Genomic DNA, 13,995 nt, shown 5'->3' on the forward strand with positions numbered 1-13,995 from the left:
GCTGGCTGTATCATGAGGCTGCTTCAGGTAATTATCATGAGTGGATTTAACTGGGAAATCATCCGGGACTATGAGCCTTTGTTTATTGAAGGCGCCCTGATGACACTAAAATGTACGGTTATCTGTATTATTACCGGGACATTGTGGGGACTGATTCTGGGGCTGGGCCGTCTGGCCCGGGCTGAGCATGGTCCGTGGAAATATATTCTGGCAATACTGGTGCAATTCCCGGTACGTTTTTATGTGAGTGCCATCCGTGGTACTCCGCTGTTTGTTCAGATAATGGTGGTTCACTTTGCATTGATCCCGTTATTTATCAATCCGAACAACGGATTACTGGTTTCATCAGGCATTATGGGGGGCGATTTTGCCCGTACATTACGTTCGGACTACGGTGCATTTCTTTCCTGTATCGTTGCTATCACCCTGAATGCCGGAGCCTACGTTTCTGAGATTTTCAGGGCAGGTATCCAGTCAATTGATCGCGGGCAAATGGAAGCTTCAAGGGCACTGGGAATGCCGTGGTGGAAAAGTATGCGCAAGGTTATTTTGCCGCAGGCATTTCGTCGGATTCTTCCTCCTCTGGGTAACAATGCTATTGCTATTGTTAAAGATTCTTCGCTGGCTTCGGCCATCGGGCTGGCCGACCTTGCTTATGCTGCCCGCACAGTTTCCGGTGCTTATGCAACCTACTGGGAACCCTACCTGACCATATCAGTCATTTACTGGGTAATTACTTTCCTGCTTGCCCGGCTTGTTGACCTGACAGAAAAAAGGCTGGCTAAAAGTGATTCACGTTAAAAATTTGCATAAATACTATGGCGAATCCCACGTATTACGCGGGATCAGTTGTGATATTCAGCCCTCAGAAGTGGTATGCATTATTGGTCCTTCAGGATCTGGAAAAAGTACTTTTCTGCGTTGTCTGAATGCACTGGAAACGGCTTCTGAAGGAGAGATTTTCCTCAACGGCCAGCCAGTGCATGACCAAAAAAGTGATTTGAATAAGATCCGCGAATCCGCAGGAATGGTATTTCAGCGTTTCAACCTGTTCCCGCATATGACGGTACTGGAAAATATCATCATGGCTCCGGTGAGCCTGAAGGGGTTATCACGAACCGTTGCGACACAGCAGGCGGAAGCATTGCTGAAAAAAGTAGGTCTGGAAGATAAGAGTAAAGCCTGGCCTGCCAGCTTATCCGGAGGGCAACAACAGCGCGTTGCTATAGCCCGGGCACTGGCGATGTCACCTCAAATCATGTTGTTTGATGAACCCACTTCGGCACTGGATCCGGAATTAGTCGGCGAGGTACTGGAGGTGATGAAAACCCTGGCCCGCGAAGGCATGACCATGGTGATAGTGACACATGAGATGACCTTTGCACGCGAAGTCGCAGACCGGGTCATTTTCATCGATCAGGGAATTATTCAGGAACAAGGGCGACCTGAAGAGATCTTCTCCCACCCACAGAACCCGCGAACCCAAAGTTTTCTCAGTAAAGTCCTCTAAAAAAAGCATCCGGCAAGCCGGATGCTTTTATCTCTGCATGACATCACTCAGGGATGCAATGCACTGTTCAGGATAATTGAAGTAATCACACCACTGGCAATCGCCACCAGCACATAATTACCGTCAACATATGACCAGCGGTGGCCGTAGGGCGGTGGTGGCAATCCGCGGTTATGCCAGTCATTCACCCAATAGTGCGGGCCACGGTACTCATGCGGGAAACGGCGTCCGGGTTCGAAGCGATGTCCCTGCCAGGCAAAGGAATTGCCACGACCCGGTCCACCGCCCTGCCAGTGAGGCCCACCGTGCGGACCACCATGAAAACCACCTCCATGATCGCCATGAAAACCACCGCCAGGCCCACCATGAGGCCCGCCTTGTGGACCGCGGCCCCCTTCCTGATGATGCCCGCCACCCCGCTGATCCCACTGTCCATGGTTATCTGCACTGGCAGGGACAGAAGATATCACGCTGACTAACATCACTGCAGATGTCAGTATCGCTATCCGTGATTTTTTCATCTTTCTCCTCCGGAAAAATCAGGGCTTCATAGAACTGTCGGTTAATGCGACAGCGCACCGTTAAGAATAATCGAAGTGATAATCCCGGTGGCTGCAGCCATCAGCACATAGTTGCCGTTAATATTTGCCCAGTAATGGCCCCGGGGTGGCTGAGATAAGCCACGGGCGCGCCAGTCATCGACACGGTACTGAGCACCACGATAGCTCTCAGGGGCTGGATGGCCTCTGCGGAAATCATTGCCGTGAAATGCGAATCGCGAAACCTGCTGACGATGCGCCTGCCCACGGTCGCGGTTACCCGCCTGTTGTGGACGATTCTGTTCACCCTGATGCTGTGGCCCTCGCTCCTGACCTTGTGGCCCCTGTCCCTGGTGATCATTTTGCTGATGTGGCACTGGACGGCCCTGGTCATCACCAGGTGCAGCCATTGCTGAAGAAATACCGACACCGTTGGTAATGAGTAAGGTGGTTAATAAAGCCATTGTGGTACGTTTCATTGTTATGTTCCTCACAGGAAATATGCGGGTAATTATGGATAAGGCCTGTGAGCATTTTATGAAGATAATTCCTGGTTTAACCGGCTGGAGTGTGAGCAGTCATTACACCGGTTAATTTCCTTAACGTAATCCTTACGGCACGTTGAAATTAATGACAATTCGCAGGCTAAAACGACTTTTTAACGGGGCTGATGAAAAGAAACTTAACGCAGATCTAAGGAGAGAAAGTCTGTAATAGTAGCCAAAAAATACTGACCCTCCCGGCCTGATGGCAGGAAGGGTCACAGATTACCGGCGAAGGGTATCGTCACCCCAGGCAATCCATTTATAAGTGGTCAGTGCTTCCAGTCCCATGGGACCACGGGCATGCAGTTTCTGAGTACTGACCGCCACCTCTGCGCCCAGGCCGAACTGCCCGCCATCGGTAAAACGAGTACTGGCATTGACATATACCGCCGATGAATCGACTTTATTCACAAAGTCATTGGCATTTTTCAGGTTGCGGGTAAGAATGCCGTCAGAATGCTGTGTACCGTGCTCACGGATATGGCTGACAGCATCATCCAGGCCAACGACCTGCTTAATATTCAAATCCAGTGACAGCCATTCATCGTCATAATTACCTTCTGAAACCGCGACGGCGTCTGGTTGAAAATTTCGAACCTGTGACAAAATATTCTGGTCAGCATGTAAGATAATCTGCTCTTCTGCCATCCTGCGGCAAAATTGCGGTAGAAACGCTGCCGTAATATCCTGATGAATCAGCAACGTTTCCAGTGAGTTACAGGCACTCGGGCGCTGTTTTTTAGCATTAACAATAACATCGAGTGCCGCATCAATTTCCATCGTTTCATCGATATACAGATGGCAAACGCCAATTCCTCCGGTAATTACCGGAATCGTTGATTGCTCACGACAAAGTTTATGCAAACCCGCCCCGCCCCGCGGGATCAACATGTCAATATAGCGGTCCAGTTTCAGCATTTCTGTCACCAGTTGACGATCAGGATTATCAATCGCCTGGATTGCCGCTTTTGGAAGACCATGTGTCGCCAGAGCTTGCTGGATGACACTGACCGTCATCGCATTCGTTCTGACCGTCTCTTTGCCCCCGCGTAAAATGACCGCATTACCCGTCTTCAGGCATAATGAGGCAACGTCTACGGTGACATTTGGCCGGGCTTCATAAATAACGCCGATGACGCCTAACGGCACACGGCGACGTTCAATACGCAGACCACTGTCCAACAGGCCGCCGTCAATCAGTTGTCCTACAGGGTCTGACAGATGGCAGACCTGACGCACATCATCGGCAATCCCCTTCAGACGCTCAGGAGTCAGTGTTAAACGGTCCAGCAGAGCATCACCCATTCCGTTAATCCTGGCTTCAGCAACATCTTCAGCATTGGCTCGCAGAATAGCCTCTGATTCCTGCTCCAGTTGGCTGGCAATAGTTAACAGGACCTGATTTTTTTGTTCTGTGCTAAGCACAGAGAGTTGGTACGACGCAGCCCGCGCGGCTTTACCCATAGTCTCAAGCATGATAATTCCTTAACTGACAATCATGTCGTCACGGTGTACCGCAACTGAACCGTATTCATAACCCAGAATTTCACTGATTTGCTGACTATGATGCCCTGCAATCATGCGTAATGCATCACTGTTATAACGTGAAACCCCATGAGCAATATCCCGGCCTTGCAGGCTGCGGATTGAAATCACTTCGCCGCGGGAAAAATCGCCCTGAATATGACGAATACCTTTGGGTAACAGAGAACTTCCGCGTTCCAGTAACGCATTCAGAGCTCCGTCATCAATGGTAATTGAACCGGCAGGAGGAGCTCCGAAGATCCAGTGTTTACGGTTTTCCAGGCGGTTTTTCTGCGCATGGAATAAGGTGCCAGCCGGATGCCCGTTCAGTACCTCATTAATTAATACCGGCTGGTTGCCGCTGGCAATAATCACGTCAATGCCCGCGCGGCACGCCACATCAGCCGCCTGCAGCTTGGTCGCCATTCCGCCGGTGCCCAGACCAGAGACACTACCCCCCGCAATCATTCGTAGCTCATCATCAATCACATGCACATCGGTGATCAGCTTAGCTTCCGGATTACTGCGAGGATCTGCGGTAAACAGACCCTGCTGGTCAGTCAGTAGAAGTAATTTATCGGCACCTGACAAAATGGCGGCCAGTGCGGATAAATTATCATTATCACCGACTTTTATTTCTGCGGTGGCTACCGCATCATTTTCATTGATCACCGGGATAATCCGGTTATCCAGCAACGCATGTAACATATCCCGGGCATTCAGAAAACGTTCTCTGTCTTCCATATCGGCGCGGGTCAGCAACATCTGTCCGACATGCAGACTATAGATGCCAAATAACTGTTCCCATAACTGAATCAGCTGGCTCTGGCCTACTGCGGCCAGCAGTTGTTTAGAGGCAATGGTGGGGGGCAGTTCGGGATAACCCAGATGCTCACGTCCCGCGGCAATCGCGCCAGAGGTTACAATAACAATCCGGTGTCCGGCATCAATGGCCTGAGCACATTGTCTTACCAGTTCTACAATATGCGCACGATTTAACCGGCGAGATCCACCGGTCAGTACGCTGGTTCCCAATTTGACCACCAGGGTCTGACTGCCACTCATATTTCCTGCCATTTAACCAATAAACAAACCTTCCTTTTAGCAGGTGTCGGGCGTGAATCCAACCCTTATTCAGTAACTAACCAAAGATAAAAATATTTATCCGTTCTGCGGGCAGAGGCAGACGTTTTGGCCGCACAAAACAGGCGTTATATTAATGCACCTGCTACTGCGCTAAAACCACTATAAGAGCGGATGGGCGGCCCTTCCCCGTGAAACATTTCCGGAATAGCATTGTCAGTCCTGACTCCGGAGAAAACACTGACACGACTCACCGGCAACATGAATCCACATTGATTAAGTATGGGCAAGCGAAGGGGCATAAAAACGCTTAAAAGAAATGACGATACGCTGAACATTACAATCACGGGCAGTGACTTCAGCCAACTAAGAGGCTTTGTCCAGCCGGGACTTTCATGGACAAAAGTATAGGCGAAACGCTATACCAGAACAGAAAGGAGATACACGGATGCAGGGCAGTATAAACTCTGCCCTGCTCAGTTTTACTCAGAATGCTGAACGAATTTTTCTGCCCCTGCCGCGGGTTTCAGCTCTATATTGAGCTGAGTGAGCAGAGCCTCGAGACGCGGAAAAAATTTTTGTAAAGTCTGTTCCACACCGTCTTTATCTTCCGCCTTCTTTATCACGGTTTCCTGCCAGTCGCCTTCTTTGTCAAATAACCCGTAAGCATACTGGTAAGTAAAATGATCATCCTGTGCTTCTAATGTCAGCCACCAGCCCCAAAACTCACGATTTTCAGGTGCCGGTTTGACATTCACACAGACAGCAAGGCAATCGAAAAAAAACGTTCTCCGCCCCGCATTGGTTTTCCCTGAGATAAGGCCCCAGTTCGTTAAAACGCTTTAAAAGACGTCCTCTCAGTTGTCCGCCAGGTAATGCCATGACTTCACCTCCGTTATAAGATGAGTCAATTTTTAACAAAGCTGTCAATAATCGCAACTTATCTTTTTAACAGCCCGGCCAGCCAGTCACTGATTTCTGTCGTCGTTCGTTCAAAAGATTTCATTACCGGTTTATCGGCAATCCAGACTAATTTCCCCTTAGCCGAAGAGTTACAGATCAGTTCAGAATCTTCGGCAGGGCTATAGAGATTATTCTTCCGGCATGCCGATAACATGGGTACCGGAGTACGCCTGCCGAGTAAGCCCTGGGTTTTCAGTGAATAAGCATTCATTTCCGTAGACAGTGTCGCATCGCTACGGGTTGTTTTACCGAGACGGCTAGCCAGAATATCCAGAAACATATCAGGCACGGCTTGCTGTAACGAAGGATCAGTCAGTAAACCATGCACAATAGGTTCCTGACAGGCCACGGCACGCAACCTTGGAATTTCCAGATATGCCAGCCTGACGGCGACATTCGCCCCAAAGCGGTGACCCCAGATCCCCACCCGTCGGTGGTCAATCCATGGAACATCGCTCAGTTGCCTGAGAACCTGCTGATGCAACATGCTGGTATCCTGAGTCAGACGCCAGCGGGAACTGTAGCCGACCGATGGCATATCCAGGGTGAGCATCGCCAACCCCCGGGGCGCCAGATAGTCATGAAATAACCGGAAATGGTCAAGCTGGAGTGTATCCAACCCACCACACAGCATGACAACCGGATAAGGGGGTTTGACCTGTTCGGGCATATGCAAAAAAGCGTTAACGGTTTTACCGTCTTCCATTTTAAAACTGAGAGATTTTAGTTCACCCGACAAAAATCCCGTCGCCTGTTCATAGGCACGGTAAGCCAGAACTTGTGCCTGATCTGCCAGTTCGTCACCATTTAAATGCGGGTAGGCTGCCACGCTGAATAAATTCGCGGCGTGCAACCAGTATTTACCCGCTGTAGCCGGGTCCTGTTGCTGCTGTGCCAGTTGCTGCCAGCGGGCAGCCTGGACTGACCACTCATAAATCCAGTTACCGTTGCGGTATCCACGAACGGTGTCCAGCTGTTGTTCGTTAGTACGGGCAAGAGAACTCGCCGCTACCCGGGAAAGCACCTCATTGATTTCTATAGCCGGCACTCCTCGCCAGTTCCAGACCAGTGGCGTGAGTGTCCGGTACCAGCTTTGTGGTGATTTCGCCGACATTACAGAGGAGGAACCTGCCGAATTAGTCGCAATATGGCGGACTAAGGATGAGGTTTCAGGGTGTTCAAATCGCGGCTTAAACAGCTCTTCACTAAGATTTTTCTCCGGCATAGCCACAGCTCCGTGGGCGGAAAATAATGAAGTAGTGTACCTGAGAGAATACGACGAGGCGATGACGGAAAACAAAAAGCAGCATCCTTAAAATTCAGGATGCTGCCAGGCAATATTAGTCTTTAACAATGGGTGGTACGTAAGCTACGCCCATATCCCAGGGCTGCTCGATCCAGGTATTCTGTGGAATATCGATCACGTAGTCATCTACCAGAGGCCGGCCAGCAGGCTTAGCAAAAATGGTGACGAAATGCGCTTTAGGATACATATCACGAATGGCTTTCGCGGTACCGCCGGTATCGACTAAATCATCGATAACAATAAAGCCTTCGCCATCACCTTCAGCGCGTTTAACGACTTTCATATCACGTTGATGGTCATGATCGTAACTGGAGATACAGACTGTATCAACGTGACGGATCCCTAATTCACGGGCCAGCAGTGCAGCGGGTACCAGCCCACCACGGCTGACAGCAATGATACCTGTCCACTGTTCCACCGGCAGTAAACGCCGGGCGAGATTACGGGCATGGATTTGTAACATATCCCAGGTGACGACGTATTTTTCGCTCATTTAAAGGAGTCCCGGCCAATACAGATGACCTAATTTAAGTGCAAGGGTAAAAAGTTTGCGCGAGATTATAAGGATATGCAGCACTAAAAACCAGCACCAGCTACCTCCAGGCGCTTTTTTTACTCCGCAATTTCCCCGCCGGTCCGCAAACGATGGTATTCTCAGGCCATGCCGGCAGAGACGTTTCCTCACTCTGCCAGACCAATGTAAACCCGGGCAGACCTGACCCGCAACGTTACAGGAGAGTAATTGTGTCTGAACTGTCTCAGCTTTCTCCACAGCCTTTGTGGGATATCTTCGCGAAAATCTGTTCTATTCCACATCCTTCATATCATGAAGAAGCCTTAGCACAGCATATTATGAACTGGTCCAGAGAGCAGGGATTATGGTGTGAACGGGATAACGCCGGAAATATTCTGATTCGTAAACCGGCGACCCCCGGGATGGAAAACCGGACACCTGTCGCCCTGCAGGCCCATCTGGATATGGTACCGCAAAAAAATAATGACACTGTGCATGATTTTACCACTGACCCGATCCGCCCTTATGTGGATGGTGAGTGGCTGAAAGCCCGCGGCACCACTTTAGGGGCAGATAATGGAATTGGAATGGCCTCCGCCCTGGCCGTACTGGCCGACGATAATGTGGCACACGGTCCTCTCGAAGTGCTGCTTACCATGACTGAGGAAGCCGGAATGGATGGTGCCTTCGGATTACAGTCTGACTGGCTTGAGGCAGACATTCTGATCAACACCGATTCGGAAGAAGAAGGTGAGATCTATATGGGATGTGCCGGAGGCATCGACTGCGTGACAGAACTGCCTATACAACGTGAGGCGGTAACCGCAGGTTATGAACTGCTAAAACTGACGTTAAAAGGGTTACGCGGTGGTCACTCCGGTGCAAATATTCATATGGGGCTGGGCAACGCGAATAAACTACTGGCCCGCTTTCTGGTTAGCGTGAGTAAAAAAGTTGATCTGCAACTGATTGACTTTAATGGTGGTACTTTACGCAATGCCATTCCTCGTGAGGCCTTTGCCACCCTGGCTGTCAGTCAAAAAGATCGTTCACTTTTCGATAGGTCCGTCAGCGATTATCAACAGTTGCTTAAAAATGAAGCTGGCCCGAAAGACGAAAATGTTGTGTTAGTGACCGAGGCAGCCACTCCTGCACAACCGGCCTTAACCGCCGCCAGCCGTGATACGTTTCTGCACTTACTGAATGCTATCCCTAACGGGGTGATTCGTAATTCAGATGTCGCCGTCGGCGTAGTTGAAACTTCTCTGAATGTCGGCGTGGTGACACTCAGTGAAGATACCGCCGAAATCATGAGTCTGGTACGCTCGCTTATCGACAGTGGCAAAGAGTATGTGGTCGATACCCTGACCTCGCTGGGCAGTCTGGCTGGAGCTAAAACGCTCGCATCGGGCAGTTATCCTGGCTGGGAGCCGGATAAAAACTCGCCAATCATGGCAAAAACCCGGGAAATTTATCAGCAATTGTTTGGTAAACTGCCCGACATTCAGGTGATCCATGCCGGTCTGGAATGCGGATTATTCAAAAAACCTTATCCACATTTAGATATGGTCTCCATCGGTCCAACCATTACCGGCCCTCACTCTCCGGATGAACAGGTTCACATTGGAAGTGTCGGTTTATACTGGCAATTACTAACCGGCCTGTTGAAAGAAATTCCGGTAAAATAAGTGTCCGCACTGCGGTTACTCCGGTTATTCCGGACTGAACGAAAGCCAGAGCACCGCTCTGGCTTCTTTGTCACTGTTTCTATGTATCTGCCAGGCTCCACTCAGGCACGACTATGTTCAAATGAGCTCCGTTACTGTAGCCATAACCTCCTCCTCTGTGTGGGGAATACACTCTTGTGCTAACAGAGATGTCATGTCGGTATTAAATATTCACAAGAAAATATAAGCGATAGGTTTCTGCTTTTAAAATCTCACAGCATCAGAGCATTTCACCAGGCATCGATAATAATATGAATTTAGATGCTAAAAACATCTTTATTAAAAGATAATCCCAACATTCTTTCCGGACTTCTGGATGGCTAAACTTCTTTTATGGTAGCTTATGCTGCCTGTTTATCAGGACGCTCTGGTTTCAGACAGAAACCCCGTAGTCATTACTTAGCTGTGAATGGATAAATTATGGCCGATGCTCACCGCCTCGAAATGCGCAATATATCGATTAATTTTGCCGGATTCGCCGCGCTGGATAATGTTAATTTCGTCCTGGAAGGTCATTCGGTGCATGCCCTGACCGGTGCCAATGGTGCCGGTAAATCAACGCTGATGGCAGTGTTATCTGGTGCACATTCCCATTATCAGGGGGAGATATTGCTGGATGGTCAGCCATTGAATATCCGTACACCACTGCAGGCTAAGCAGGCAGGAATTCATCTGGTTCAGCAGGAAGTGGATAATGGCCTAATCCCGACACTCAGCGTGGCTGAAAATATCATGCTGGATAACCTGGCGGCTCCCGGACAGATCTGTCGTTGGGGAGAAATATACCGTGAGGCTGCAGCGTTGTTAAAACAACTCAATGTTTCCCTCGATTTGCGTCAGCCAGCAGAACGATGCTCACTGGCAGAAAAACAACAAATCCTGCTGGCCCGCGCTTTGTCTCACCGCTGTCGTTTCCTAATCCTTGATGAACCTACAGCCCCACTGGATCAACATGAAAGTGAGCAACTGTTCAGAGTAGTACGACACCTCCAGCAACAAGGGATCGGTGTGGTATTTATTTCCCACCGTATTCATGAATTAAAGACTATCTGCGATCAACTGACCGTATTGCGTGACGGGAAACTCATTGAAACCACCAGAATGGATGCATTGAGCGGTGAACAGATTGTTGAGAAAATGATAGGCCATACACTGAACGATCTGTATCCGCCCCCGCGTCCGGCTCATTCCACACAACAGTTACTGAGTGTGGAAGGATTACACGACAAAAACCTGTTACGGGATATCAGTCTGACACTTCATAAGGGTGAAATACTCGGTATTGCAGGGCTTGCCGGAGCGGGCAAGACAGAATTGTGTAAAGCCCTGTTTGGTGCATCCAAAAGCAAACTGACCCGTTCACTATTACACGGTAAACCCTGGAAACCCCGTTCCCCCGCTGATTCTGTTGCCGCTGGCATCGCCTTGGTACCAGAGGAGCGCCGCAAAGAAGGTATTTTTATTGATGAATCGGTGGCAATGAATCTGTCGGTCAGTGCAGACGATCGCTTTTCCTCTCATGGATTTTTTAGCGTAAAACAGTCTGTACTATGGGCACAACAGATTATCAGTAAACTTGCCGTGAAAAGCAGGGGCCCCCAGCAGACATTACGACGGCTGTCCGGAGGAAATCAGCAAAAGATTGCCATCGGCAAATGGCTGGCCACTGAGTCTGACATCCTGATTTTCGATGAACCGACAAAAGGTGTCGATGTTAAAGCCAAATCTGATCTTTTCCGGTTAGTTGATCAGCTTGCCAGAGAAGGCAAAGGGATAATCTATGCTTCCGGCGAATTTGCCGAACTGGTCGGATTATGCGACCGAATCTGTGTTCTCTGGGACGGCAGGATCGTCGCCGAACTGGAAGGCAAACATGCCAGTGAAGAAACACTGTTACTTTATTCAACCGGAGGAACTCCTGCGTGAGCAGCACCCCTAATTCACCCTCTTCAGCAACCCACTGGCATCAGCGATTATTTGATTTCCTGTACAAATGGGGAATGTTACTCACCGTGGTTATCCTGTTAGCTGGCTTCGGCCTGACAGCCAACGGATTCCTGGAGCCAGATAACCTGCTGAACATTCTGCGCTCCATCGCGATTGTCACAGTGATTGCCATGGCGGTAGCGGTTTCACTGACCGTTGGCGGATTTGATCTGTCGGTGGGTTCTACGGCATCTTTAGCTAACGCTCTGGTTATTTCAATGTTTGTCTGGCACGGCTACGGTACTACCACAGCCATCCTTATTACGCTGGCTTTATGTCTGTTAGTCGGACTGTTTAACAGTTTCCTGATTGTGATCCTGCGTATTCCGGATATGCTGGCAACACTGGCCACATTATTTGTAGTGCAGGGAGTCGCCATGACGTACAGCTATGGAGGTTCCATCACTCAAAATATGGTAATGCCAAGCGGAGATATGGCTGAAGGCATTATTCCGGCAAACTTCAGCGTGCTGGGTGAAATTCCGGGCATTGTGATCATCATGCTGGTCGTGACGGTAATTGCCCAGATTGGCCTGTCACTCACTAAACACGGCCGCCGGATGTATGCACTGGGAGGTAACCCCGAAGCCGCACGGCTTTCCGGTATCCGTACCACCCGTTATCGTGTTGCCGCCTACCTTCTGGCATCATTGCTGGCCGGACTTGGGGGTATTTTACTGGCTTCCCGTATCGGTTCATCACAGGTGAATGCCGGAAGTGGTTATCTGATGGATGCCGTCGCCGCCGCATGGATTGGCTTATCACTGGCCGGTTCAGGAAAACCCAATGCCCTCGGCACACTGATTGGTGCCATTATTCTGGGTGTACTGCAAAATGGTTTGGTGATGTTATCTGTGCCCTATTATGCGATGGACATTATCAAAGGGCTGGTATTGGCGCTGGCGCTGGCTCTGACCTATTTCCGGGGACGTCAGGCATAACCTTCCCCGGGCCGGCACCTGATATCAGTGCCGGCCCGGAGTCGACAAATAATTACAGTCCTAACGGCAGTTGCCGCTCGGCATAAGGGTCCGGTAGTGTCACCTGCAGTCCCACCAGTCTGACTCCTCTGCCTGCCCGCCGCTCATCCCAGCTTTCCCTCGCAATCGTCAGTAAATCCTGTTTATTCAGTACCTGCCAGACATGCTCACGGCTGGTTTGCTGAAAATCAGAAAATTTAAATTTCACCCCTTGTCGGGAAATGCGTAAATCAGGGCGAACTTTTCTCAGGCGACGCTCTAGTTCAGGATAGAGTAATTCCAGAACTTCAAGACACTGCTCCCAACGATCGATATCTTTCTCCAGTGTTGTTTCTACTCCCACCGATTTTCGCTGCCGGTCAGCAATAATATCCCGTTCATCAATCCCATGGCTGCGCTCCCAAAGGATCCGGCCAAATTTACCAAAACTTTTCAGCAACAACGACAGCTCAGCCTGCCTGACATCTGCACAGGTTTTCAGCCCCATATCTGCCAGCTTTTTGGCTGATACCTGCCCTACTCCCGGAATTTTCTCCAGCGGCAACTGACAGATAAAACTATCCATTACGTCGGGAGTAATGACGAACTGGCCATTGGGTTTATTCAGATCAGAAGCGATTTTGGCCAGGAACTTAATCGGCGCGACTCCGGCAGAAGCAGTGAGCTGTAATTCCTGCCAGATAGCCTGGCGAATATCCTGCGCAATCAGGGTGGCCGAGCCATGAAACTGCGTACAGTCACTCACATCAAGATAGGCTTCATCAAGAGAGAGCGGTTCAATAAGTGAAGTATAGCGTGCAAAAATTTGTCGGATATGTTCAGAAACCTGCTTATAAACATCAAAACGGCCGGGGAGCAAGGTTAACTGCGGGCATAGCCTCAGGGCCGTTGCCGTAGGCATGGCACTCCTGACCCCGAATTTTCTGGCCGGATAATTAGCCGTGCTAATCACCCCGCGACGTTCCCTGCTGCCACCTATCGCCAGAGGGATATCCTGCAGTGATGGATTATCGCGCATTTCCACGGCTGCATAAAAACAGTCCATATCGACATGAATGATTTTACGCATCCTTCAGACCCCGGTAAAAACAGAGCTGATACTGTATAAATATTCAGTTAAAATTTCAACTATTCAGTGCCTGTCAGCTTGTCTGGTTTTTAAGCAACAACAGAAATCTGACCGACCCGACTATTGATACAAATATATGCGTCTGTTGCTTGATAAAACTGCTGACAATGCTAATGTTTCGCTTAACCACTGCGACGTCAGATTAATCCGTAGCGATGGTGTAAAAGACAGTATTCTCTCACTCTTTGT

At 49.7% G+C, this 13,995-nt stretch carries 12 protein-coding genes and 1 pseudogene; 5 read left to right on the forward strand and 8 right to left on the reverse strand.

The window, feature by feature from the left end:
- The first annotated feature begins 36 nt into the window (after positions 1-36).
- On the forward strand, positions 37-801 hold the full coding sequence (locus HA49_RS09685; protein ID WP_038022805.1) for an amino acid ABC transporter permease: 765 nt from the start codon (positions 37-39) through the stop codon (positions 799-801).
- Positions 788-1,510, forward strand: a complete 723-nt coding sequence (locus tag HA49_RS09690) for an amino acid ABC transporter ATP-binding protein (protein WP_038022806.1) — start codon at positions 788-790, stop codon at positions 1,508-1,510. The genes HA49_RS09685 and HA49_RS09690 overlap by 14 nt, the downstream gene beginning before the upstream one ends.
- Before the next feature lie 47 nt (positions 1,511-1,557).
- Here the strand turns inward: HA49_RS09690 and HA49_RS09695 are convergent, their stop codons facing one another.
- The 7 genes and pseudogenes from HA49_RS09695 to gpt form a co-directional block, all read right to left on the reverse strand.
- Positions 1,558-2,031 (reverse strand): RcnB family protein, encoded by a 474-nt coding sequence (locus HA49_RS09695; protein WP_038022808.1) that lies wholly within the window; start codon positions 2,029-2,031, stop codon positions 1,558-1,560.
- Between the two features lie 41 nt (positions 2,032-2,072).
- Positions 2,073-2,528 carry an RcnB family protein gene (locus HA49_RS09700; protein ID WP_038022809.1) on the reverse strand — a complete coding sequence of 152 codons (456 nt, stop codon included), beginning with the start codon at positions 2,526-2,528 and terminating at the stop codon, positions 2,073-2,075.
- Between the two features lie 288 nt (positions 2,529-2,816).
- Positions 2,817-4,070: a glutamate-5-semialdehyde dehydrogenase gene (gene proA, locus HA49_RS09705; RefSeq protein ID WP_038022810.1), complete on the reverse strand. Its 1,254-nt coding sequence runs from the start codon at positions 4,068-4,070 to the stop codon at positions 2,817-2,819.
- Positions 4,071-4,079: 9 nt separating this feature from the next.
- Entirely contained in the window at positions 4,080-5,183 is a 1,104-nt protein-coding gene (gene proB / locus HA49_RS09710; RefSeq protein WP_038022888.1) for a glutamate 5-kinase, read from the reverse strand.
- Between the two features lie 581 nt (positions 5,184-5,764).
- A pseudogene (gene crl, locus HA49_RS09715) lies at positions 5,765-6,083 on the reverse strand (sigma factor-binding protein Crl); the annotation flags it as partial.
- A 58-nt stretch (positions 6,084-6,141) separates the two neighbouring features.
- Positions 6,142-7,389 (reverse strand): esterase FrsA, encoded by a 1,248-nt coding sequence (gene frsA / locus HA49_RS09720; protein ID WP_038022811.1) that lies wholly within the window; start codon positions 7,387-7,389, stop codon positions 6,142-6,144.
- Positions 7,390-7,504: 115 nt separating this feature from the next.
- Entirely contained in the window at positions 7,505-7,963 is a 459-nt protein-coding gene (gene gpt, locus HA49_RS09725) for a xanthine phosphoribosyltransferase (protein ID WP_038022812.1), read from the reverse strand.
- 251 nt (positions 7,964-8,214) lie between these two features.
- On the opposite strand from gpt, the gene pepD reads away from it, so the two are divergent.
- The 3 genes from pepD (at position 8,215) to HA49_RS09740 (ending at position 12,638) form a co-directional block, all read left to right on the forward strand.
- Entirely contained in the window at positions 8,215-9,672 is a 1,458-nt protein-coding gene (gene pepD / locus HA49_RS09730) for a beta-Ala-His dipeptidase (RefSeq protein ID WP_038022814.1), read from the forward strand.
- Between the two features lie 459 nt (positions 9,673-10,131).
- Positions 10,132-11,637 (forward strand): sugar ABC transporter ATP-binding protein, encoded by a 1,506-nt coding sequence (locus HA49_RS09735; RefSeq protein WP_038022816.1) that lies wholly within the window; start codon positions 10,132-10,134, stop codon positions 11,635-11,637.
- Complete coding sequence (locus tag HA49_RS09740) at positions 11,634-12,638, forward strand: ABC transporter permease (protein WP_038022818.1); 1,005 nt, start codon at positions 11,634-11,636, stop codon at positions 12,636-12,638. The genes HA49_RS09735 and HA49_RS09740 overlap by 4 nt, the downstream gene beginning before the upstream one ends.
- Positions 12,639-12,690: 52 nt before the next feature.
- Here the strand turns inward: HA49_RS09740 and dinB are convergent, their stop codons facing one another.
- Entirely contained in the window at positions 12,691-13,746 is a 1,056-nt protein-coding gene (dinB, locus tag HA49_RS09745; protein WP_038022820.1) for a DNA polymerase IV, read from the reverse strand.
- Between the last annotated feature and the right edge of the window lie 249 nt (positions 13,747-13,995).

Origin of the sequence: Tatumella morbirosei (genome assembly GCF_000757425.2) — a bacterium.
GTDB classification, from domain to species: Bacteria; Pseudomonadota; Gammaproteobacteria; order Enterobacterales; family Enterobacteriaceae; genus Tatumella; species Tatumella morbirosei.

Coding starts and splice junctions, on each gene's coding strand:
- proA (WP_038022810.1), bottom strand. CDS start 4,070: ATGCTTGAGACTATGGGTAAAGCCGCGCGGGCTGCGTCGTACCAACTC.
- HA49_RS09695 (WP_038022808.1), bottom strand. CDS start 2,031: ATGAAAAAATCACGGATAGCGATACTGACATCTGCAGTGATGTTAGTC.
- gpt (WP_038022812.1), bottom strand. CDS start 7,963: ATGAGCGAAAAATACGTCGTCACCTGGGATATGTTACAAATCCATGCC.
- HA49_RS09700 (WP_038022809.1), bottom strand. CDS start 2,528: ATGAAACGTACCACAATGGCTTTATTAACCACCTTACTCATTACCAAC.
- proB (WP_038022888.1), bottom strand. CDS start 5,183: ATGAGTGGCAGTCAGACCCTGGTGGTCAAATTGGGAACCAGCGTACTG.
- dinB (WP_038022820.1), bottom strand. CDS start 13,746: ATGCGTAAAATCATTCATGTCGATATGGACTGTTTTTATGCAGCCGTG.
- frsA (WP_038022811.1), bottom strand. CDS start 7,389: ATGCCGGAGAAAAATCTTAGTGAAGAGCTGTTTAAGCCGCGATTTGAA.
- HA49_RS09685 (WP_038022805.1), top strand. CDS start 37: ATGAGTGGATTTAACTGGGAAATCATCCGGGACTATGAGCCTTTGTTT.
- HA49_RS09735 (WP_038022816.1), top strand. CDS start 10,132: ATGGCCGATGCTCACCGCCTCGAAATGCGCAATATATCGATTAATTTT.